Annotated in this window: 16 protein-coding genes and 3 pseudogenes; 10 read left to right on the top strand and 9 right to left on the bottom strand. The window is 33.8% G+C overall.

Features of this window, described 5'->3' with window-relative positions; genetic code table 11:
* Positions 1 to 8 precede the first annotated feature (8 nt).
* From AC2D8K_RS02210 to AC2D8K_RS02195, 4 genes are read right to left on the bottom strand one after another with little or no spacing between them, the layout of a single operon-like run.
* Entirely contained in the window at positions 9 to 779 is a 771-nt protein-coding gene (locus AC2D8K_RS02210; protein WP_124228026.1) for an ABC transporter permease, read from the bottom strand.
* On the bottom strand, positions 772 to 1,731 hold the full coding sequence (locus AC2D8K_RS02205; protein ID WP_484697931.1) for an ABC transporter permease: 960 nt from the start codon (positions 1,729 to 1,731) through the stop codon (positions 772 to 774). Before AC2D8K_RS02205 ends, AC2D8K_RS02210 begins: the two co-directional genes overlap by 8 nt.
* Before the next feature lies 1 nt (position 1,732).
* Complete coding sequence (locus tag AC2D8K_RS02200; protein WP_124228024.1) at positions 1,733 to 3,286, bottom strand: ABC transporter substrate-binding protein; 1,554 nt, start codon at positions 3,284 to 3,286, stop codon at positions 1,733 to 1,735.
* Entirely contained in the window at positions 3,286 to 3,975 is a 690-nt protein-coding gene (locus tag AC2D8K_RS02195) for a class I SAM-dependent methyltransferase (RefSeq protein WP_124228023.1), read from the bottom strand. Before AC2D8K_RS02195 ends, AC2D8K_RS02200 begins: the two co-directional genes overlap by 1 nt.
* A 515-nt stretch (positions 3,976 to 4,490) precedes the next feature.
* On the opposite strand from AC2D8K_RS02195, the gene AC2D8K_RS02190 reads away from it, so the two are divergent.
* From AC2D8K_RS02190 to AC2D8K_RS02145, 10 genes and pseudogenes are all read left to right on the top strand, one after another.
* A complete protein-coding gene (locus AC2D8K_RS02190; protein ID WP_398575063.1) occupies positions 4,491 to 4,742 on the top strand; it encodes a KxYKxGKxW signal peptide domain-containing protein in 252 nt (83 codons plus the stop codon).
* A 108-nt stretch (positions 4,743 to 4,850) separates the two neighbouring features.
* Positions 4,851 to 8,675, top strand: a complete 3,825-nt coding sequence (locus AC2D8K_RS02185) for a lectin-like domain-containing protein (protein WP_484697929.1) — start codon at positions 4,851 to 4,853, stop codon at positions 8,673 to 8,675.
* A gap of 122 nt (positions 8,676 to 8,797) precedes the next feature.
* Positions 8,798 to 10,009 carry an accessory Sec system protein translocase subunit SecY2 gene (gene secY2 / locus AC2D8K_RS02180; RefSeq protein WP_484697928.1) on the top strand — a complete coding sequence of 404 codons (1,212 nt, stop codon included), beginning with the start codon at positions 8,798 to 8,800 and terminating at the stop codon, positions 10,007 to 10,009.
* A 10-nt stretch (positions 10,010 to 10,019) separates the two neighbouring features.
* A complete protein-coding gene (gene asp1 / locus AC2D8K_RS02175; RefSeq protein WP_124228021.1) occupies positions 10,020 to 11,582 on the top strand; it encodes an accessory Sec system protein Asp1 in 1,563 nt (520 codons plus the stop codon).
* A pseudogene (asp2, locus tag AC2D8K_RS02170) lies at positions 11,572 to 13,152 on the top strand (accessory Sec system protein Asp2). Before asp1 ends, asp2 begins: the two are co-directional and overlap by 11 nt.
* Positions 13,142 to 13,762, top strand: a complete 621-nt coding sequence (asp3, locus tag AC2D8K_RS02165) for an accessory Sec system protein Asp3 (RefSeq protein ID WP_124228020.1) — start codon at positions 13,142 to 13,144, stop codon at positions 13,760 to 13,762. Before asp2 ends, asp3 begins: the two are co-directional and overlap by 11 nt.
* 32 nt (positions 13,763 to 13,794) lie before the next feature.
* A complete protein-coding gene (gene secA2 / locus AC2D8K_RS02160; protein ID WP_484697926.1) occupies positions 13,795 to 16,185 on the top strand; it encodes an accessory Sec system translocase SecA2 in 2,391 nt (796 codons plus the stop codon).
* A 14-nt stretch (positions 16,186 to 16,199) separates the two neighbouring features.
* On the top strand, positions 16,200 to 17,717 hold the full coding sequence (gene gtfA / locus AC2D8K_RS02155) for an accessory Sec system glycosyltransferase GtfA (RefSeq protein ID WP_124228018.1): 1,518 nt from the start codon (positions 16,200 to 16,202) through the stop codon (positions 17,715 to 17,717).
* Positions 17,710 to 19,050 (top strand): accessory Sec system glycosylation chaperone GtfB, encoded by a 1,341-nt coding sequence (gtfB, locus tag AC2D8K_RS02150; RefSeq protein WP_124228017.1) that lies wholly within the window; start codon positions 17,710 to 17,712, stop codon positions 19,048 to 19,050. The genes gtfA and gtfB overlap by 8 nt, the downstream gene beginning before the upstream one ends.
* Before the next feature lie 178 nt (positions 19,051 to 19,228).
* Positions 19,229 to 19,474: a DUF3923 family protein gene (locus AC2D8K_RS02145; RefSeq protein WP_124228016.1), complete on the top strand. Its 246-nt coding sequence runs from the start codon at positions 19,229 to 19,231 to the stop codon at positions 19,472 to 19,474.
* 139 nt (positions 19,475 to 19,613) lie between these two features.
* Here the strand turns inward: AC2D8K_RS02145 and AC2D8K_RS02140 are convergent.
* The 5 genes and pseudogenes from AC2D8K_RS02140 to AC2D8K_RS02120 form a co-directional block, all read right to left on the bottom strand.
* Positions 19,614 to 20,761 (bottom strand): annotated as a pseudogene (locus AC2D8K_RS02140) (MFS transporter).
* Between the two features lie 3 nt (positions 20,762 to 20,764).
* The gene (locus AC2D8K_RS02135; RefSeq protein WP_124228015.1) at positions 20,765 to 21,406 is read right to left on the bottom strand and encodes an HAD family hydrolase; all 642 of its coding nucleotides are present in this window, start codon (positions 21,404 to 21,406) and stop codon (positions 20,765 to 20,767) included.
* A gap of 25 nt (positions 21,407 to 21,431) precedes the next feature.
* Positions 21,432 to 22,268: pseudogene (locus tag AC2D8K_RS02130) on the bottom strand (YqcI/YcgG family protein); the annotation flags it as partial.
* 27 nt (positions 22,269 to 22,295) lie between these two features.
* Complete coding sequence (locus AC2D8K_RS02125; protein WP_242238583.1) at positions 22,296 to 22,460, bottom strand: YqcI/YcgG family protein; 165 nt, start codon at positions 22,458 to 22,460, stop codon at positions 22,296 to 22,298.
* Between the two features lie 261 nt (positions 22,461 to 22,721).
* Positions 22,722 to 23,252, bottom strand: a complete 531-nt coding sequence (locus AC2D8K_RS02120) for a GNAT family N-acetyltransferase (RefSeq protein ID WP_124228014.1) — start codon at positions 23,250 to 23,252, stop codon at positions 22,722 to 22,724.
* Positions 23,253 to 23,287 lie beyond the last annotated feature (35 nt).

The raw sequence follows: 23,287 nt of genomic DNA, 5'->3' as shown, positions 1-23,287 counted from the left end.
AAAGTCAGTTATTTCATTATTTTGTTGTTGAGCATTTGAAATAATAAAGCATAACCTCCTAATAGTAGTCCCGGGAAGAAGAATAACCACGGCGCCGCACTAAAGTAACTCTTACCATCAAATAATATTGTCCCTAATTCAGGTGTGGGTGGCTTAATCCCTAGTCCTAAAAAGGCTAACCCTGAAATGCTTAACATAATTTTACCTATATCTGCAGTAATTAGGGCTAGTATATTACTCATTAGATGAGGAATAGTATGCACCAATGTTGTTTTCATCTTAGAATTACCACTTAATACTGCGTAAGTAATAAAAGGTTGCTTTTGTAAATCTCTAGTTAAATTTCTAAAGTAACGTAAGTAGCGTCCTAACCATCCTATTGTAAGTGCAAATAGTAATCCTAGCATTGAATCACTCACTAAACTTAAAACGACTAAAGCAATAATAAACGATGGGATAGCTAATAATAAATCCGCTAAAAACATACAACTTTTATCAAACCAACGTCCTTCTATACCTGCAATTAATCCTAGTATTAAACCTATACCGATACTTAACACAATAACTGTTATCGTTAATCCAATCGTCACGATACTTCCCTGGATAAGACGCAATAGAAAATCTCTACCTAACTGATCTGTTCCTAATAAATGATTGAAACTAGGTGGACGTAATCCTAATGCTTCATTCAACTGTTGTGGTATCAAACTAACAACTATAGCTACAATCATCATGAATATAAAACCTACTATTATATATACAGATTTATGTTTATTCATGATTACCCACCCTTTCTATATTAGGTTGAGTTAATTGCTTGTTCTGAATTCGAGGTTCATTCTTAATCATTAGTATATCTCCCAAGTAATTCGTAATCATAATTGCGACAATTACTATCATGATAATACCTTGAATTACTGGGTAATCACGTTGATTGATTGCAGTAATCAATAATTTGCCTATACCTGACATACTAAAAATCACTTCTAAGATAACAACCTTACCAAACAAATGAATCATACTATTAATCATGATCGTTATTAATGGTGCGATAATATCTTTAATCTGCACATAGATTCGATGTTTTAGTTTAAAACCACGTAATAAGGTTAATTGGTAAGCATCACTTTTAAGCGTTCCTTCCATTAAATGTGCTGTCATTAGAATAATATGACAACCTTCTACTATGACTAGCACTGTAACAGGTAGCACAAAGTGTAACCACGTACTGCTTCCTACAAAAGGTAACAACTGCAAGCGAATGCCAAAGTAATACACGAATAATATCGCCAACCAATATTCCGGCATTGAGGTTAAGATTTGAGCGATACTTCTAAGCATTAACCCCCATTTATGACCTGGATTGACGCCAACCACATAACCAATAGCGAATCCTAACGGTAATAAAATGGCCGTTGCTACTATCATTAATGTCAATGTAGGCGTTAATGATTGAATAATCATAGAAGTCACTGGCTCACTTGTACTAAAGCTATAACCAAGATCCCCTGTAAAAGCATGTACAACCCAATCTAGATACCTTAATATCATATGATGACCTAGACCTAGTTGATGTTGTGCTGCTTCTATATTTTCCTGGGAAATATGTGTGTACCCATGTCTTTGTAAATACAAGATGGCAGGATTTCCTGATGTCTTTTCCACTAACAGAAATATAATGAATGAACTCATAAATAAGTACAGCAATAATTTCAAAGTACGTTTAAACATTTTATTGCTTAACTTTCAGATGTTTATAGTCGATAGGCGCATCAGTAAGACCTGAGAATTTAAATGATTCAATCTTATGACTCGTCACAAATGTTTCATTTGGATAAGCAATCGGCACACCATAATAACTACTATTAAAATGTTTAAATATATCATCCATTGCCTGTTGTTGCTCATCACGGTTAATCTTTTTAGGGTAAGCATCTAACTTCTCTGATAACACTTTATCGTTTGCAAGCACCCCTGATTTACCATCAATATTTTTAAATACTGAATTCATAAAGTTATAAGGCATTAAGGCATCTGAGTAAGTTCTATAGAAAATGAGATCAAAGTCTTTTTTCGTCCATAACGTGTCATAATACGATTGCGAATCTAATGTTTTAATCTTTAATTCGATACCTGCTTTTTTCAATTGATCTTGAACTTGTTCTGCTTTATCTTTCCAATTTGGAAATTCTGCAGTTTGAATAACAAGATTGAATGATAATGGTTTACCATCCTTTTCATAAATGCCGTTATGATTTTTCTTATAGCCTTCTTCTTTAAGAATTTTTTCAGTATCTTTAATATTATAGTCATGCTGTTGTTGGTTCTTATCATTTACATATTGAACATCCTTTTGGAAAATGCCGCGCATATGTTGATCTGATAATTGATTTGTATTGATGGCTTTACTTATTGCTTCTCTTATTTTGGTATCTTTTAATGTCTTATGATCTGGATTAAAGGCCATAAAATGACTAACTGTACTTGGTCGGTCTTCTATTGTTAAATCTTTATTTTTCTTATCTTGTTTTAATTGTTGGTCTGATAACATTCCTAATGAACCACCAGAAATATCTACAAAACCACTCTGTATAGCTGAATTTCTAGAATCACCATCTTCTATCGTTTGGAAAGATAAGTCGTATTTAACTGGATGCTCGTGATTGTAATACTTATTCGGTTTCATTGTGTTTTTTTCCTTACCTGCTTTGTCTACAACGAATGCACCAGTACCAATTGCCTTCTTAAACTTGCCATCGACCTTGCCACCTTCAACCGCATGCGGACTCATAATACGCAACGGTCTCACTTGTGTTAGTTCATTCAACACCTGATTAGACGGTTGTTTCAATTTAATCTGTACTGTTTGTGAATCTTTTACCACCACTTGATCTAATTGCTTTAATGTTTCAACAGTTGTTTCTTTATTCATCTTTTTAGCACGGTCAATTGAAAATTTAACTGCTTTAGCATTTAGTTTGGACCCATCAGAGAATTTCACATTTTCTTTCAAATGAAATTCATATTCTTTTCCTGAGTTATCAACTTTCCATCGATCTGCTAAACCTGCTTTGATGCCTTTCTTCTTATCGTACTGAACAAGTGAATCGTATACTGCACTATAAACCGGCATCGCAGCATCATAACCTTGTGCATCTAATTTATCTGCTTTCGCCTCTGTTGGTAATGACACATTAATATTGTGATCATCCTTAGTATGACTTGAACAACCCGCTAGTAGTAACGTCGTTGTAGTTACCACCGATAATAATATTCCCTTTTTCATTATTTTGTTCCTTCTTTCAATGTAGCTTTAATTAAAAATGATTCTTCAAATAATGTACGTAAATAGTCACTCGGAGATAAATAAAAATCACTATAGTTTGTAAGATTGATAACGTCAGGTACGCTTTCTTTTATCACTGCTACTTCAAAACCTTCTGCGACAAAGCTATCAACGATATGTTTTAATGAATGATCTTGAGATGGCGTCGCACCATATTTATCGATGGTTTCTTTCATAAAATATCTACTTGGATTATTCGTATGATCTGCAAATGTGGCGTAATAAACACCCTTTTCTTTTAAAACAGCTTTTAAATCTCTTGCATGTTGAGGGACATCTTCAATGAGATATAACACTGACGTACTTATAGCTGTGTCAAACTTATATCCTGTCGTTTGAGGCTTATCCGTTAAAAAGTATTCGAGGGGGAGTTGTTCTTTTAATGTGTTCGCCTTTTCTAATGAGTTGTAAGCTAAATCAATACCCACTCCTTTATCAAATTCATATGTTTGATAAAGTTGGCGTAAAAAGCCGCCCTGATTACAACCAAAGTCTAAAATTGTTTGTCCCTTAATATGGACTGGATCAAGCATCTGAATGATTCTTTGCCAAGACTCTTGATGGTCCCTTGCCATATCATCATCCGTTTCTTCTCCCTTTTTCCACCAAATATCGTATGTATTTCCCATATTATTATCCTTAACCTTTCAAATCGTAATTATTTCGTTTTAAAGATTACTATAAAAAAGTAAATAATACAATATAAATTTATAGCCACAATTAAATTAATTAAAAAAGCCTAATTGATCGCATGACAGCATATCAATTAGGCTTTGAAGACTTATTAAGTTCATTTATCTTTATATTACAATCATTAAGACCGATGTCAGATTGACCTCATACAAACCGGAGTGTGCCCTTATCAAACATTTTCCTATTTACTTGCAAATTTATAAAAATAAGTTTTCTCAAAAACATTTAGCTTAATTATAATTGTCGACAGAAACATTGCTAACACAATATTATTTAATTTAGCTCTATTCGTTACCAAAAAGTAACAAATTTATTTTCCAAATAATATTATTATTTATTATTCTTTATATGTGGTATATTTGTATTGTAATATTGAAGTTATTTATTAGTGTATTATTACATTGAGACTAACCCATTCTTACAAAGCAACATTTAAAAGGAGTATGGTTCAATGTCAAAAAGACAAAGAAATTTAAAACACAGTTTAGAAGAAGAAAAATCACGGGTTAAATTATATAAATCAGGCAAACACTGGATTAAATCAGGTATCAAAGAAATTAAACTCATGCAAATCATGGGATTACCTATCTTTTCTAATCACACAAGTGAAGGTCCTGATGAAACACAAGACAAAGGTAATTTCGTAAAAAGAAATGCTATAAAAGCTACAACCATAGCTGGTGGTGCGGTGCTTTTACAGTGAATATGTTACATAATCATCAAGCTATGGCGGCTTCTGAATTGCCTATAATTTCAGAACTTTCCACGCAAAGTGAAGCTGTTGCAAATCAAAATTCAACAGAACTTAAACATGCAAGCACCAACGAAAATCCTTCAAATAGCGAATCGGTTTCCTCAGAAAAAACACAAAGTTCAGAAAAAAAATAACAATGCTGATAGTACTCAATCTACAGATAGTCAAAGTGATCAATCAAACACACAATCAAGTGAGAGTGTGAAAGATCAAACTGAACAACAAAGTGAATCCGATCAATCACATAACGACAGCCACTCAGAACAATCATCCAAGCAAGATCAATCAGAACATAATAGTACGACATCTAGTGAAAGTGAAGGCGATAGTAAAGATGCTAAAAGTACAACATCTTCTACTAACGACAAATCAACTGATACACAATCACAGAAATCTGCATCTACTTCACAAGACCAACAACAAAGTACGTCTAGTAAATCTAAAGTAGATACGAATGAAGGTCAGTCTCAATCATCAACACAAAGTAAAGATAGTCAAACACCAAACAATGCTACAACTAGTGAATCATCATCTAATCAAAATAACATTGTTAAAAGTGAATCGATTACAAATCAAACGTCCTATGTGAATGAAAGAATGACACATACTGCTTCTGAAAGTGTAGTCACAGCACCCGTTGCAAGTGAGTCTACTAAACCAACTAATACTACTAAAGTACGTGCTTTTAGTCGATTAGCGGTCAATCGTTTAGCATCAGCTGCAACACCAACACCTATTGCACCAACAACATCACAAGTTGTTGTTGATAAAAATAACTTTACCGACCATTTCACAACAGTTGGTTCTGCAACTTTTGATAAAAACACTGGTATCGCTACACTGACACCTGATGCAAGTAGTCAAAAAGGTGCCATTTCACTTGGTACTAAAATCAACTCCAATAAGAGTTTCCACTTCACTGGTAAAGTTAACTTAGGAACGCGTTATGAAGGTTTTAGTCCTGATGGCGTTACTGGCGGAGATGGAATTGGATTTGCTTTCTCACCTGGTACTTTAGGCCAAATCGGTAAAGAAGGTGCAGCTTTAGGTATCGGGGGCTTAAATAATGCGTTCGGATTTAAACTAGATAGTTATCATAATACCTCTCAACCAAACGCATCAGCTAGTGCCAATAAAGACCCTGCGAATGTATCAGGCGGAGGCGCATTCGGTGCATTTGTAACAACCAACTCAAGCGGTGTCGCATCGACATATACGGATAGCACTAAGACAGCAAACGCAGCGAAATTAACAACACAACCTAACGGTACCTTCCAAGATTTCGTCATTGATTATAATGGTGATACAAAAGTGATGACAGTCACGTATGCTGGTCAAACATGGACAAGAAACATTTCAGATTGGATTAAAGCAAGTAACAATACCAATTTTTCTTTATCTATGACTGCTTCTACAGGTGGTGTAAGAAATTTACAACAAGTTCAAATTGACTCATTCACCTATACAGAATCTGCTACAGCACAAGTGCACTATGTTGATGCTAATACTGGTAAAGAAATCATTCCACCTAAAACATTGGCTGGAGATGTTGATAATACTGTAAACATTGATGATCAACAAAGTAACTTAACATCTAAGGGTTATCAGTTAGTCAATGTAGATAGTACATATGCACCGACATACAATGCTACAAATAAAACAGTTAAGTTAACTAATGCTGGTCAAGCTATCACCATCTTCTATAAAGATGTTAAAGCGCCAACAATTAATATGACGAATCAAACTAAAGAAATTAATAGTCCTATTTCACCAATCACAGTGAATAGTACAGATAACGGTACCGGAACAGTAACTAATACTGTCACTGGACTACCTGCTGGATTATCTTATGATTCAACATCAAATACAATCACAGGTACGCCAACTCAATTAGGCAATAATACGGTGACGGTTACTTCAGTAGACCAAGCAGGTAATTCATCATCATCTACTTTCACTATCAATGTCGTAGATACTACTAATCCTGTGATTGATATCGGTAATCAGTCTAATCAAGTGTTCACACCTATTAACAATGTCACTATCAATACAAGTGATAATAGTGGTTCAACGACTGACACAGTAACTGGGTTACCTCCAGGATTAACATATGATCCATCTACTAAAACAGTAAGTGGTACACCATCACAATTAGGTAGTTATACTGTGACAGTTACTTCAAAAGATGCAAGTAACAATACAACAACTAAAACATTTACATGGAATATAGAACGTAATGCAACTAGTGATTCACTATCCAACTCCGAAAGCACGTCTACTATAACTAGTACAAGTACCTCTAACAGTACATCAAACAGTAATAGTATTTCGGCTTCGAACAGTACAAGTACGTCATTGAGCGATTCGAAAAGCAACAGTTTAAGTGCTTCGACTTCGACGAGCGCTTCGACTTCTAAGAGTACAAGCGCGTCATTAAGTGGTTCTCAAAGTGCAAGCACGTCGACAAGTACTAGTAGTAAATTAAGTGATAGCGCAAGTGCTTCGACGAGTGCGAGTGATTCTACTTCTTCTAGTACATCTGCAAGTGATAGTGCTTCGACTTCTAGCAGTACAAGTGCGTCATTAAGTGGTTCTCAAAGCGCAAGCACTTCGACTTCGTTAAGTGATAGTACGTCTACAAGCGGCAGTACTTCATTAAGCGATTCTCAAAGTACTAGTTCTTCAACTTCATTAAGTGACAGTACTTCAACGAGCGACTCAACTAGCACTTCGCTTTCTGATAGCTCGTCTACAAGTGGTAGTACTTCGACAAGTGATTCAACAAGTACTTCACTTTCTGACAGTTCATCTACAAGTGGTAGTACTTCATTGAGTGATTCTCAAAGTACAAGTGCATCATCGTCATTAAGTGATAGTACTTCGCTTTCTGACAGTTCATCTACAAGTGGTAGTACGTCATTAAGTGATTCTCAAAGTACTAGTACGTCGACTTCAGAAAGTAGCAGTACTTCAACTAGTGATTCAACTAGCACGTCGACTTCAATAAGTGACAGTTCATCTACAAGCGGTAGTACTTCATTGAGCGGATCTGAAAGTACAAGTGCTTCAACTTCGTTAAGCGACAGCGCTTCGACAAGTAACTCAACGAGTACGTCACTTTCCGATAGCTCATCTATGAGTGGTAGTACATCACTAAGTGGTTCTGTTAGCACTAGTACTTCTACTTCAGAAAGTAGTAGTACTTCAACAAGTAACTCAACGAGTACGTCACTTTCTGATAGCTCATCTACAAGCGGTAGTACTTCACTAAGTGATTCTGTTAGCACTAGTACTTCTACTTCAGAAAGTAGCAGTATTTCTACAAGTGACTCAACGAGCACGTCGACATCTGATAGTGCAAGCATGTCTACTTCTGATAGTCAATCACATAGCCATACGAATAGTATTTCTATTAGTGATTCAACAAGTAACAGTGACTCAAATAGTAATAGCACGTCAGATAGCGCTAGTGTAAGTACATCGGATACGCCAAGTCATAGTCACTCATTTAGTCAATCAGTAAGTGGCAGTGATTCAAACAGTCATAGCGCATCAATGTCTACGTCCGAAACACCAAGTGAAAGTACATCTCATAGTCAGAGCATAAGCGCTTCTACAAGCGACAGCACATCTCAGTCTATGTCACATAGCATGAGTGCATCATCTAGTGAATCAACTAATGTTTCACCAATGCATCCAACTTCTGAGGCACAACATCATGACAACAACAAACCTCATTCAGAAGCATTACCTGACACTGGTGAAGATGACAATCAATCTAAAGGTTTACTATCAGGATTATTATCATTAATTTTCGGTCTAGCTATATTTAGAAAATCTAGAAAAGACAAAAAAGATCGCAAAGAAGATAACAATAATTAATTAGAATAAAATAGAGGCAGAAGCATTGTTATTTCTAAAGTACTCAATTGATTACTCAAAAAATAATGGGTGCTTTTGCCTCTTTATAATCATTTAAAGAAAAGGATTAGTGTGGGAAATTGATGAATATTAAAAACATTAAAAATATCGAATATAAAATTTTATATAAACGTATTCTTTTCACTCTAATGATCATTTTCATATACATATTGGGTAGTAATATTAAAATTGCTGATATGAAATCATCAGCGCAACATACGAATCAATTTCTTGATTTAGCTATTTCAAATGTCGGTGGAGATATTACAACACTCAACCTATTCTCATTGGGATTAAGTCCTTGGCTTACAACGATGATTATTATGACATTACTGACCTATCGAAATATGGAGAAAGGTCAAAAACAAACACGTCTAGAACGTAGCTATAAAGAACGTTTTTTCACTATTTTATTAGCATTAATTCAAGGGTATTTTATCTTAAGTGAGTACATTAATAAGGGCATGATTCATCACGCTAATTTCCCTTTAATGTTACTTATCTTAGTAGCCGGAACAATGTTACTCGTGTGGTTAGCTGATCAAAATACTGTTTATGGTATCGCAGGTCCAACACCTATCGTATTAGTTAGTATTATCAAATCAATGTTTCAAAATAAGCATCTTCAATTGTTGGATACCCAAACGATGATCATCGGTGGAATTATGATATTAGTCGTGTTGATTCTTTTATTATTTATAGAAATGATTGAATATCGCATGATTTATAGAGATATTATGAATATCAGTACATCTAAAAAAGACACTTATGTATCTTGGAAATTAAACCCTGCTGGTAGCATTTCAATCATGTTTAACTTTTCACTGTTCTTCTTATTAGGTGTCTTAATACATGTAGTTGGAAGATGGATCACTGGAGATACTCAATATCGACCACCATTTTTAGAATTAGATAATCCGATTGGGGTATTGATATTCATCATCATGTTGATCATCTTAAACTATTATTTATCTCGAGTTATGTTGAATACAAAACGTATTGCTAAAGACTTTCAAAAGAGTGGGAATTATTTCGATGGCATTTATCCTGGCGATGATACAAGACATTATTTAGACCGTAGAGCTAAAAAAATTAGTGCAATCGGCGCCTTAATAATAGGTTTTATCATTAGCCTGCCGCTCATTAGTTCTATATTTATATCTGGTATTTACGATCAAATTTCAATTTTTACGCAGTTTATTATTTTGATTTACATTACGATAAATATTACAGAAACAATTAGAACATATTTATACTTTGATAAATATAAATCATTTTTAAACAAATATTGGTAAGGAGTAAGGTATGAAATATTTCGTTCCAGCATGGTACAACAATGATCAATGGTGGCGTAATTTGAATCAACCATTTTATATAAAAAACGCAATGATCGAGTTTGATGATTCCATTAGTCTCATGTCGATGCATGAAAAAAATGACGAAGATTTTAAACTACTTCATTTAAGTTTTAATCCCAATTTACGCTTATTTCTGCATAAGTATGACTTATATGAAGCAAATATTTGGTCATTATTTGACGAAATTCAGGGATTCGAAGACATTCCACCTAGATCCTTTCAATTTGAAGACTTAGAATGGCCTGATAACACTGAATTTTTCTATTCACCTTATTTAATACAGGCTATGAAAGCACATTACGTATCCAAAATTTATTTTAATCAAGATGGCTATTTAATTGTAGTGGATGATTTTGAGCATGATATCCATCAGCGTCGTTATATCTTTGACGAACGTGGTTATTTGAGTGCTATCCGTTATTACGACGAGCTTGGTCACGAACAATATCAAGATTATTTAACCGCTTCGGGTGATGTTGTTTTACGTGAAAACCTAGAGACTAATGTTGTTCAAGTTATGGCAGATCATGCGCACCAATTTCATTCCAAGACCTATCCATCAATGGTTGATTTAATTACAGAACGTTTAAACACATTTTGTAATCAACATATGCAAGCGAATGATAAACTGATTGTTTCATCACATATTGCTCATAACAGCATTTTTAATACGCTTAGAGATGACGTGCAAGTATATTACTCTATTTTTAGTAAACGTAATCGTACGATTGACCAACCATTAATTAAGAGTATGGCACATAGCAACAAATGGCTTGTTGATACACATGAAAATGAGCATATCTTACATCAGCTCATTGAAACACTAGATACTAAACCTGAAATATTGAGATTTACACCATTCGATACACAAATCTTAGAAAATCTTAGTAGCCAGTTAGATGAAACTTACATAGGTGTTTGGATTGATGGTCTTAATGATGATTATTTGCAAATATTAATCAATGATTTAATCACTTATATTAAACGTCATCCATCGTATCGCCTAGTTATTTTAACGAAAAATAGCGCTACTCAATTACAACAATGGTTGTCTCAATTAATACAAAATGTTAATGAAACGTTCAACGAAGAAGATGAGGATGATTTAGCCAAATCAGAATTAATCCAAGCAAAATCAACGGAAGACTTTGAGGAATTAGTACAAATTCAATCGGTGCCATTTGAATATGACGTATTAAAGGCATTGTCTCGACTAAGAATCGTCATTGACCTTAATGATGAGCCAGATTTATTCTTACAAATTGCAAGTATCAGTGTCAGAATTCCACAAATAAATATGCATCAAAGTAGTTATGTTACTCATTTAGAAAATGGCTATTTGATTAATAGTTATGCGGATATTACGACTGCGTTAGATTATTTCTTAAGTACCTTAAAACATTGGAATGGTGCGTTTACATTTAATACCAATATGATTGAAGATTTAAGTTCAGGTCACATTATTGAACAACTTGACCACTTTTTAGAAGGTGATAACCATGCCACGTAAATTTAAAGTATTACAAATTGGTGGAACAGATTTAGAATATCTATTCACGCATAAACCAGAAGTCGCTTGGGACTATTTTGATACACAATTATTTGAATTTGATAGTGGGTATATCGATAGTATTAAAGAGATTGTCGAGGAATCTGGACAGTTTGATTTAGTATTTATACAAGCGAACCTGACAGATGCATTAACACAACTCTTGCATGTTGTGAGTCATCCTTATAATACACTTGTCGATGCACAATATTGGCCAAGTTGCTATGATGAACTTGATTTAGTGCAGAGATATCTCATTCGTCCTATTCATTATGATACGACGGATGATCTTCATGATAAATTGATATCTATTTCATTTCCTGGGCAATACGGAGATAAGGTGAGTCCAGCTCGAACACATATCCAATCGCCAGCACATATCGAAGTGATTCATTATGGTAATAGAGAAATTCAATTGAAAGGTCATTTCGGTGATGAATTGATTCCGGTGCTCAATTGGCAGCAAAACCTCGTATACGATAAAGATAAAGTGATTGAAGTTTGGCCGGAATTCCGAACTGAAGGTGATGTCACCTTAGAATATACGTTTCGATTAGTATCTTTAAATCCAGAAGAAGGCGTCCTTGAAAAGATTGTTCTAAGTGAGGAAGAACTTGCCGAGCCACTTTATTTATAACGTAGACCCTATACGGCATACATTTCAACGTCGGTAAGTGTTAAAGGTAGTGGTACCGTTCATATCGGCGCCGTACATAAACGTTTGTCACATATTGAATTCGGTCATTTATTACTCGGTAGTCATCGTTTTGTAGATGAAAATCGTGAAGAATTCTTTTATTACTTTAATCCTGGAGATTTCAAACCACCACTTAATGTTTACTTCAGTGGTTATCGTGAAGCTGAAGGATTTGAAGCTTATTTTCTAATGAATCAATTAGGTGCGCCTTTCTTACTGATTAGTGATCCAAGAATTCAAGGTGGCGCATTTTACTTAGGCTCTGATACGTATGAAAATGGCATTAAACAAGTCATCACCGATACACTAAACCAACTCGGTTTTAAAGAAGATGACTTGATACTATCAGGTTTATCGATGGGATCATTTGGTGCTTTATACTACGGTGCCCAATTAAATCCTAAAGGCATTAACGTTGGTAAGCCTTTAGTCAATGTCGGTACTATAGCTAAAAATATGAAATTATTACGACCTAATGATTTCGAAACATCATTAGATATCGCCCTTTCACCCGAACATACAATGGCCGAGTCGTCACAAACTAATAACGATTTGAAGCATATTAAAGACTTAGACGACAAATTCTGGAATGTCTTTTCAAATAATCATATTAGCGATACATCCATTGCTATTACTTATATGAAAAACGACGATTACGATCAGTCTGCATTCGAAGATTTGCTACCAGTATTAAGTCGACATCATGTCCATCTGATGAACAAAGCCGTACCAGGTCGACATAATGATGATACATCAACCGTTGTGAATTGGTTTATGAACTTTTATCATATTTTATTAAAAGATCATTTTGGGAGAGACAATCATGCAAAGTAATCAAACATTAGACGTAAGATGGCGCAAAGTGACACGTCATACTTATAAACATGGCGCAACAATACAATTTCACGATGACTACACATATTATGAGAATCCACTCATGCCATCAGGCTTGCAAATTAACTTATGGGAACCAGCCACTACATTTGATAAAGATGGCCATCCGCCTAAACTCCCTATGTTAAAGAGAGGTTATCGTTATGATATTCATCTAGATATTACTGCCACGCCAGCACAAAGTGTTTATGTCATTGTGACCTTTTATTTAAAAAATGGTAAAGCATTCGACCACTGTATGATTAAAGAAACTGATAGCTATTTTATTTATCCAAATGAGGCTTATAGTTATGATATTTGCTTGATGAACGCTGCATGTCATCATCTTATATTTAAGAAAATCACCTTAACTGAACGATATTTTGTTAAGGATAAAGATAAAGAAATCGCCGAATCTATCGAATCATCAACCAATGACATTTCAACGAGCTCTGATGATATAACAGAGACACATTCATCAGAGGACGGTCGATCACGTACACCACAGGAGAATGTTAACCTAGTCAATCAAATCATGAAAACAACACGTCCAAAACGTGATCAAGATTAAAATCCATTAATCAATCAGAAAGGAGGATAACTATGAATCTCAATGTGAATACCGCAATTAATCATATGAGGTTAAAAAAACTTTATAAAATATTAAATAAAATCAATCGTTATAGTGAAGATATGCGTCAATATTCAGATGAACAATTACAAGACAAAACTATAGACTTCAAACAGCAGTTGCAAGATGGTAACGCAACGTTGAATGATATTTTACCTGAAGCCTATGCTGTTGTCCGAGAAGCGTCACGTCGTGTATTAGGTATGTATCACAAAGACGTACAGGTACTAGGTGCAATAGTGATGCATCAAGGAAATATTTCAGAGATGCAGACAGGTGAAGGTAAAACATTAACTGCCACATTACCCTTATACTTAAATGCGCTATCAGGTAAGTCTGTCTTTTTAATCACTACAAATGATTATTTAGCGAAACGTGACTACGAAGAAATGAAACCTTTATATGAATGGTTAGGTCTTACAACATCACTGGGATTTGTAGAGAATCCTCAAGGACCTATCTCCAATCAAGAAAAGCAGACGCTATATCATCACGATATTATTTACACAACCAATGGTAATTTAGGTTTTGACTATCTTATCGATAACTTAGCTGATACAAAAGAAAGCAAGTTCTTACCTGAATTACACTATGCCCTCATTGATGAAGTGGATTCTATTATCTTAGATGCAGCACAAACACCACTCGTCATTTCTGGTGCACCAAGAGTACAATCTAATTTGTTTGAAATTGTAAAAACCTTTGTAGCAACACTTAAAGAGGATCAAGATTTCAAAATGAAAAAGACAAAGCGTGAAATTTGGTTAACTGAACAAGGTATCGAAAAGGCCAATACATATTTTGATGTGCCTAATATCTATGATGCCCCCTACTTTGATTTAGTAAGGAATATTAATCTTGCATTACGTGCCACTTATTTATTTGATCTTAATTTAGATTACATTATTATGGACGGCGAAATCATGTTGATCGACCGTATCACAGGACGTATGTTACCAGGTACGAAAATGCAAGCCGGACTTAACCAAGCCTTAGAAGCTAAAGAGCATTTAGATATTTCAGATGATATGAGTGTCATGGCTACCATTACCTTCCAAAATCTCTTTATGCAATTTGAACGCTTTTCTGGAATGACGGCGACAGGTAAACTTGCGGAGAAAGAATTTTTCGACCTTTATTCAAAAATCGTTATTCAGATTCCAACGTCTAATCCTGTAATAAGACGAGATTTACCGGATAAAGTATTTGTGAATGATGACGATAAAAATGTCGCAATTTTAGATACAGTGATTGACTATCATCAAAAGCAACGTCCTGTATTATTAATTACTCGTACAGCTGAAGCAGCGGAATACTTTTCAAGTGAATTATTTAATAGACATATCCCGAACAACTTGCTAATTGCACAAAATGTTGCTCGTGAAGCCCAAATGATCGCAGAGGCAGGTCAATTGAATGCCGTTACTGTAGCTACAAGTATGGCTGGTAGAGGTACAGATATTAAACTGTCTAAAGAAGTTCACGACCTCGGTGGTCTAACAGTACTGATTAATGAACACATGGAAAATAGTCGTATCGATAGACAGTTAAGAGGACGTGCTGGTCGTCAAGGCGACCCAGGTCAGTCTCAAATTTTTATTTCATTAGATGACTACTTAGTCCAACGTTGGAGTGATTCCAAGTTAAAAGACAATCCATCATTGATGAACCAAGATACAACATACCTGTCAGATAGTCCTACCTTTAACAATAAAATCAAACGCATTGTTAAAAAGGCACAACGTGTTTCTGAAGAAGAAGGCATGAAAGCACGTGAAACGGCAAATGAATTCGAGAAGAGTATTAGTACTCAACGTCAATTAATCTATAGTGAACGTAACCGTATACTTAATAGTGAAAACTTAGATGACTTAGACTTTGAAAGTATTGCTCGAGATGTCTTTAATCATCACTTTAAGACTGACGGTAGTATGACAAGAGATCATATTGTTCGTTATATCTATAAAAACTTGAGCTTTAGTTTTGTGGATGCTAATTTTGAATTTAATCATCAAAATCACGATGAAAATATTGAGTTTTTAATAACACAATTTAAAGACCAACTAGCCACTAATAAACAGAAAATTAGTGACAACGAGTTATATCAACAATTTTTAAGAAAATCAGTACTCAAAGCCATCGACACATCATGGATTGAGCAAGTAGACTATTTACAACAACTCAAAGCGAACGTCAATCAGCGTCAAAAAGGTCAACGGAATTCTATATTTGAATACCATAAAGTGGCGTTAGATTCATTTAATGATATGGAACATGACATTAAACATCGTATGATTCGAAACTTATGTTTAAGTATCATTGATGAACAACAAAATGGTGATTTAACCATTCATTTCCCTTAAAAGGAGGGCTATTTATGACAATTTATAACATCAACTTTGGCATTGGTTGGGCAAGTAGCGGCGTAGAATATGCACAAAGTTATCGCGCACAAATGCTACGACATTTAAAAGAAGATGCAAAGTTCATATTTTTAGACTTTATTGCGTCAGAAAATATACAAACCTTAACGGCTAACTTGGGGTTTCAAGACAACGAAGTCATTTGGTTATATCAATACTTTACAGATATCCCAATAGCACCAACTACATATACCATCGATCAGCTCAAACACGATGTCGGAAATACAGTGACACGAACTGAAGTCGATCAACAAGGCAAGGTACAACGTCTTTATTTAGACCATCAACCTCAAACATTTGTAACCTGTTATATGAAAAATGCCGACCAACCCTATGTTGACCGTGCTGAATTTGTCGTTAATGGTATGTTAATTCGCAAAGATTTCTATAGCTATGTTCGTGTCTTCTCTGAATATTACGCACCTTATGACAACTATGCCAAATTGTATATGCGTCAGTTCTACAATGAAAATGGCTCTATCGCCTATCAAGAAATCATAGATGGCGATGCGCATTCCTATGTATTTAACGACGCACGTTTTGATAGTAAAGAAGCCTTTGTTGCTTACTTTATTCAGCAATTACATTTAACACATAACGACATTGTCATATTAGATCGTGCCACTGATATCGGCCAAGCAGTGCTCCAAAATAAAGGCCAAAGTCATGTCGGTGTAGTGGTACATGCAGAACATTATAGTGACAATATCACAGATGGTACGCACATTTTATGGAACAATTATTATGAATATCAGTTTAATCACGCACCATATATTGATTTCTATATTGTGGCTACCGATTTACAAAATCAAATTCTGTCACAACAATTTGCGCAATATACAAAATTTCAACCACGTATTAGAACGATACCCGTGGGCAGTCTCGACCAATTAACAATGCCAAGTGTAGAAAGACAACCTTATTCTATCCTAACCGCTTCACGCTTAGCGTCTGAGAAACACGTCGATTGGATCGCACTTGCAGTTATTAAAGCCAAACAAGCCGTACCACAGCTATCATTTGATATTTACGGACACGGACCAGAAAAAGATAAAATTCAACAAATCATTAGTGACCATCATGCCGACGACTACATTCACTTACAAGGTCACGTCAATCTTGATGAAATTTACATACAATATGAATTATTTGTATCAGCATCACAAAGTGAAGGCTTTGGCTTAACACTTATGGAAGCAGTAGGTTCTGGCTTAGGTATGATTGGTTTCAATGTGAACTATGGGAACCCCACTTTCATCTCAGATGGTCAAAACGGTTACTTATTAGATAAACCGACTAAGGAAGAATCTATCGAGGAGATTACAGATCGCATGGCTGATCAAATAGTTCGATACTTTAACAATGGACCTACATCTCCTCAACAAGTTTCATATGATATTGCTACACCATTTAAGACAACAGAAATGATTAACAAATGGCAGAATTTAGTCGACGAGGTGCTCTATGATTAATTTATTTGAATATTATAATCAACCGACTCAGTTATTACATCAAACACTTGAACAAGCAGATTATCATAACTTCACCATTTGTATTGAAGATGATGGTTTCTTACCAGATGAAGTGACGTCCCCTTATCAATTCTTTGCGGCTAATCTATTACATGATGACGATCAACCTAAATTCTTTAATGCTGTTGATGTCCCACCATTTTGGGAAATTAGTGGCGATGGACAATCAGCTCAAATTAAAGATATGGGACATATTAGAGGCGAAATACGTTACCGCCCGCATTATAAAACGCGCATAGTTAGTCATGTGCGTTGGTTCGACGATAAAAGTCGTTTACGTTCTGAAGATCATTATTCAAAACATGGCTTTAAATTTGCTGAAACGATTTATGACTTAGCTGGAAAAGCTATATTAAAGAAATATGTAACCCGAGAAGGTAAAGAAGTGATATATGAAAACTATGTCACAGGGGATTATGTATTAGACTGGCAAGGACAATCCTATTTCTTCCCTTCTAAAGTGGCGTTTATAACCTTCTATCTTCAACAAATTCAAGTGGATTTATCTGAGATCATTATTAATTCTTTATCAACACCATTCTTAGTCTTACATCATATGAATACAGAAGGTAAAGGCTTATTATTCTGGCAAGAAAGTTGTAATGGTCATGTCCCAGGAAATATGTGTTCATTACTAGATGGCACATTACAACGTCAATTCTCTGTGATGATACCTGATTACAGAGAATATCATACTGTGGTGGCACAACTTAATTCTGATCAAACATCGCATGTTTATCAAGCCGGTTATCTGTATGACTTTGATAAATCAAATCAATATTCAAACCATGCACTCATTCTGACAAACTCAGATGAAATACTGCAACTTGAACATATTATAGTGGCGCACCCTAATATGCAATTCCATATCGCTGCATTAACTGAAATGTCGTCCAAACTCATGGCGTACGATCAACATCAACACGTACATTTATATCCAGCAGCAACTAAAGATATATGTGCGGAACTATACCAACGCTGTGATATTTACCTCGACATTAATCAAGGCAACGAAATTGAAAATGCAGTAGCACGTGCATTTCATCATCAACACGTTATCTTAGCGTGGGATGAGGTTGCACATCAGCGTCCATTTACTGCACCAGAAAACACATTTACATTAGAACAATTGAACCAGTTTAACCAAGTGTTACACGATATCACTACTAACCATCAACAGTTCGACTTACATCGTACTTACCAAGCTAGACACGCTAACCAACTTACAACTGATACATTCGTGAGTGTAATGCAACAAGCACTGTATGAATAACCGCTTATTAAGAGACATTCACTTAATGATAAAAGTAAAATCTATTGTATTGACTTAAAATTCAAATATCCTAAAATCCCCCTACTAATAAAATAGTAAGGGGGGGCTTATGAAATATCATTTCAGAAAATTAACTTAATTATGTTAATCTAAAAGTAACTAAGTTGAGGTGAATAAAATGAAAATTTCATGGATTTCTTGGTGGATAATGAGTATTCTAGAAATTATAACTTTCATTTTTTACGCGTTTATGGTTTGGAATAGAAATGTAGATGCAGCTGGCGTAACACAAACAACCGAACTAAAGTTAGTTAATCTAGGTGTGTTAGGATTTGCTTTTTTAATTCCGTTTATAGTGCAAATAGCATGGTTACTCGCTAATATTGTAATTTCAAAAAAGCAAAAGAATCAAGCATTACATTAATATTTAGTTTTATACATTCAAAACAAAAAGCAATTTCTATCCACTTCGAATAGAAATTGCTTTTTTATATGAATACTTATTTAATTTATTTTGATGAATGAGATTAAAACAGTGAAGCTCCATTTATGATCTTTAATATTTATTTCATATACTCTGAGCGAACCACCATTTTTAAAATTAATGATGAACAAACTGCTAATATGATTGAAATCATTAAAGATAAATTAAAATGATAATCTATATAATATAATATTCCCCCTATAAATGAACCTAATCCTATTCCTAAATTTAATACTGAGATATCATAACTTAATATTTGACTCGGGTCTCCTCGTAAAAATTTAAGTAATGCATATTGAACTGTTGGATTTGTTCCCCAATGAAATAAATTCCATATAAATACACATAAAGTAAGAATTAAAACATTTCCACCGGCGAACCAAATGAATATAATAGCGATTGTGTATACCCCAATAATTATATTTCCAGCTATATTGTATCCTTTTTTCTCCGACAAACTATTACCTAATTTTGATCCTAGTACACCTGCAATACCTGAAAGGAATAAACATAAACTTACAATAAAGATACTATGACCGTTGCTTTTTACTAAAGGCTCGATATATGTAAACAATATACTATTAGAAACCATCATTAATAGTAAAAAAACAAGTATCAATATGATACCTTTATAATTACTTTATATTCAGTATTATTAACACTTTGATCTTCGGTTTTATGAGGTATAAAATACAATACACCTAATAAACATAAAAAAGTGATAATTGCGATTAAATAAAATGGAAGTTTCCAATTATACTGAGAAGCTATTAGCGTACCTAATGGTATACCTAATATGTTTGCAGCACTAAATCCAACATATATATTAGCAATTACAGAAGCTTTATATTCTTCTGGAACAATGTTGACACCTGTTGCCATTAACTTTACTGTTATTAATGAAGCGACACCTGCTAATACAATTCTAACTAAACACAACAAAATGTAATTTCTAATTATCGTAGTCATTAAAGTTAACAGAATAAAAATAATCAAACCATACACTAAGATGTTTTTATCATTTATATTTTTTGTGAGTTTCGTTAAGATAGGACTTAATATCGAAAAAGCAATAGCATATAAAGTGACCAATTGACCTATCAAAGCTTTACTTACATGAAATTCCTTACTCATTTCACCTAACATACCAACGACTATCAAATCTGATACGCCTACGATAAACATTGTTAAAAATCCAATAATTGTTATTCTTTTACTGATGGCCATATACTATTCCTCAAAATCTAGTTGGTGAACATTTGTAATAATGAATGTAGGATTTTCACGTTTTAATTCTTCAACACCATGGCTTCCCCAAGTTACAGCACAAGAATCTATATTAGCATTATTAGCCATTTTTATATCGAAAACTGCATCACCTATATATATCGTTTGATTACGATGCAAGTTATATTTATTTAATATATATAATATTCCATCGGGGGAAGGTTTATAGTTTTCAACCTTATCCGAACCTATAACTTCTAAAAAGAAATGTTCAACTTTCAATTTTTTTAGATTTCGTTTTAATACATCTGTTTTTTTACTAGATACTACAAACAACTTATATTTTTCATGGAGCTCTGCGAGTTGTTCTGTCATTCCGTCAAAAATATTCAAATATAATGTTTCTGTTTCTTTATAATATCTTCTAAATAACTCCATTAATTGATTCAATTCATTTTCAGATAAACTTTTTTCACTCATTAAATCAAAGGATTTTTCTATAGGTATCCCCATATAATATTCAATTTGCGTGTCACTAGGTTTATGTAAACCAAATTCTGAAAATGCTTTTTTGGTTGCTATCGAACTACTTTTTTTTGAATCAGCAATTGTTCCACCGAAGTCAAATATTATATTTTTATACAAAACATTTACTCCTTTCAAATTTATATTAGTTATAAATAGCGTTATCTTTGATGAATCTTAATGCCAATAAATCATTCATATAATCTATATCAAAAACATTGTACTCTGAAGCTATATTCTTATTAAAGGTTGCTATTTGAATATTACTATTATATAACTCTACTAAATCTGAGGAATTAGTAACTAGTAGATTGTTTTCATTTATGTCATGTTCTTCTTTACAGTTTGAGTATCGTTTAATTTTTTCGTTTCCATAAAGGCATTCAAAATGCTTAACTTGAGTTCCATTTTCACTAATAATTGATTCATCTAATATTATTTTTTGTGGTCTAAATGCTTGAAATTTCCATGGTTCATAAGATTTTTCCGAATTGGTATCCCCTATAAAATAAGATAATTTAGCTGGTGAAAATTTTCCTGAACCAATAACAGGTCCTAAACCAGAATGTACGGGACAACCATCATATTTCTCTGCTAATTTTCTAACATTTTTTTGTGCTTTAGCTTTAGTTTCCATATTGTAATTAAAATATTCATCTGATTTACTAAGAGTTTGCATTGCTAATGTTATAAAAGCACCTAAATTTCTTGATTTCCTGTGTCTATAACTATTAGAACTAAAATTAATAAACCACAATTCATTTTTAAAACGATACGCATAACCATCGTCTAAAGGATTATTATCAATATTATCCTTTTTATATCCATACTTATTTTTCATTGATGAAAGAAGTTGCCAAACCATAAATTGCTTTGCATGTATACTCATATTGCCAATTGGTTCAAAATATACTAACAATCCAGAAATGCCCCTATCTTTTTTAGGCATCTTTTTTAATTCATTTAAATAAAGATCTATATCTTTAGATAATTCTTCAGGACTATATGGTTAATTTAATGCAGAATAAAAGTGAACTTCCTTTTTATGTCCTTGTACGCCAAATACACATGGAAATCCTTTCGATTCTATAACTTCTTTAGATTGTTTAATTTCTCGATTCAACCACTCGCAACGATTTTCTATTCTTCCAATGCGGCTTTGAGAAACGAACATTTAAACACTCCTTTAAAATATTGTTCGCCTATATTGTAACTAAAAACCTGGAATTTTCAAATAATCTCTTATAATTTTTTAATATAATTATAATTTCTATTGCAATCACAGTATTAGCCAAAAAATCAGTTAGATAAAAAAAAGACTCCCGTTACATGAAGTTAACAGGAGTCAAATTATAGTTTCTATGATCATATATTTATTCTTTTATATACCAATCTACATTATGTTTTTTACATACCATTATCAATCTCAACCTCATCATTCAAAAAATACGTTTGGATATTGGATGATACCTGAAGCATGATTTAAAGCACTATCTTTTAATTCAATTGCCATCAATAACTCATCTGGTACTTCAAAAGGCGCTTGTATGCCCCAATGAGATGCTTTTTTGAAACCAAATTTCGGATAATATGCTTCGTGTCCCATAACGATGACTGATTCAAAATCAAGGATCTCTGCAATGGTTAAAGCTTGTTGTATTAATTTTTGACCTACACCTTTATTTTGATATTCGGGTAAAACAGAAATAGGTGCTAATGCTAAAGATTCTACTTTCTTATCCTCAGTATCAATCAAAATTTTAGATAATAATATATGTCCTATGATTTTATCTTCATTTACAGCGACTAATGATAAATCTGGAACAAATGCCTCTGATTTTCGTAATTTCGCAACCAATGTGTGCTCACTTTGATCACTATATGATTCATTCTCAAAAGCCTTTTTCACTACTTCTTCAGTTTGCAGGTAATCTTCTTTTTGCTCTTGTCTGATGATGAATTTCATCCTATTCACCCCTCATCATAGTTAGTGCGCTGATA

Source organism: Staphylococcus sp. 510 (assembly GCF_057219715.1).
The sequence above is the reverse complement of the archived record's forward strand: the minus strand, read 5'-3'. Positions and strand labels throughout refer to the sequence as shown.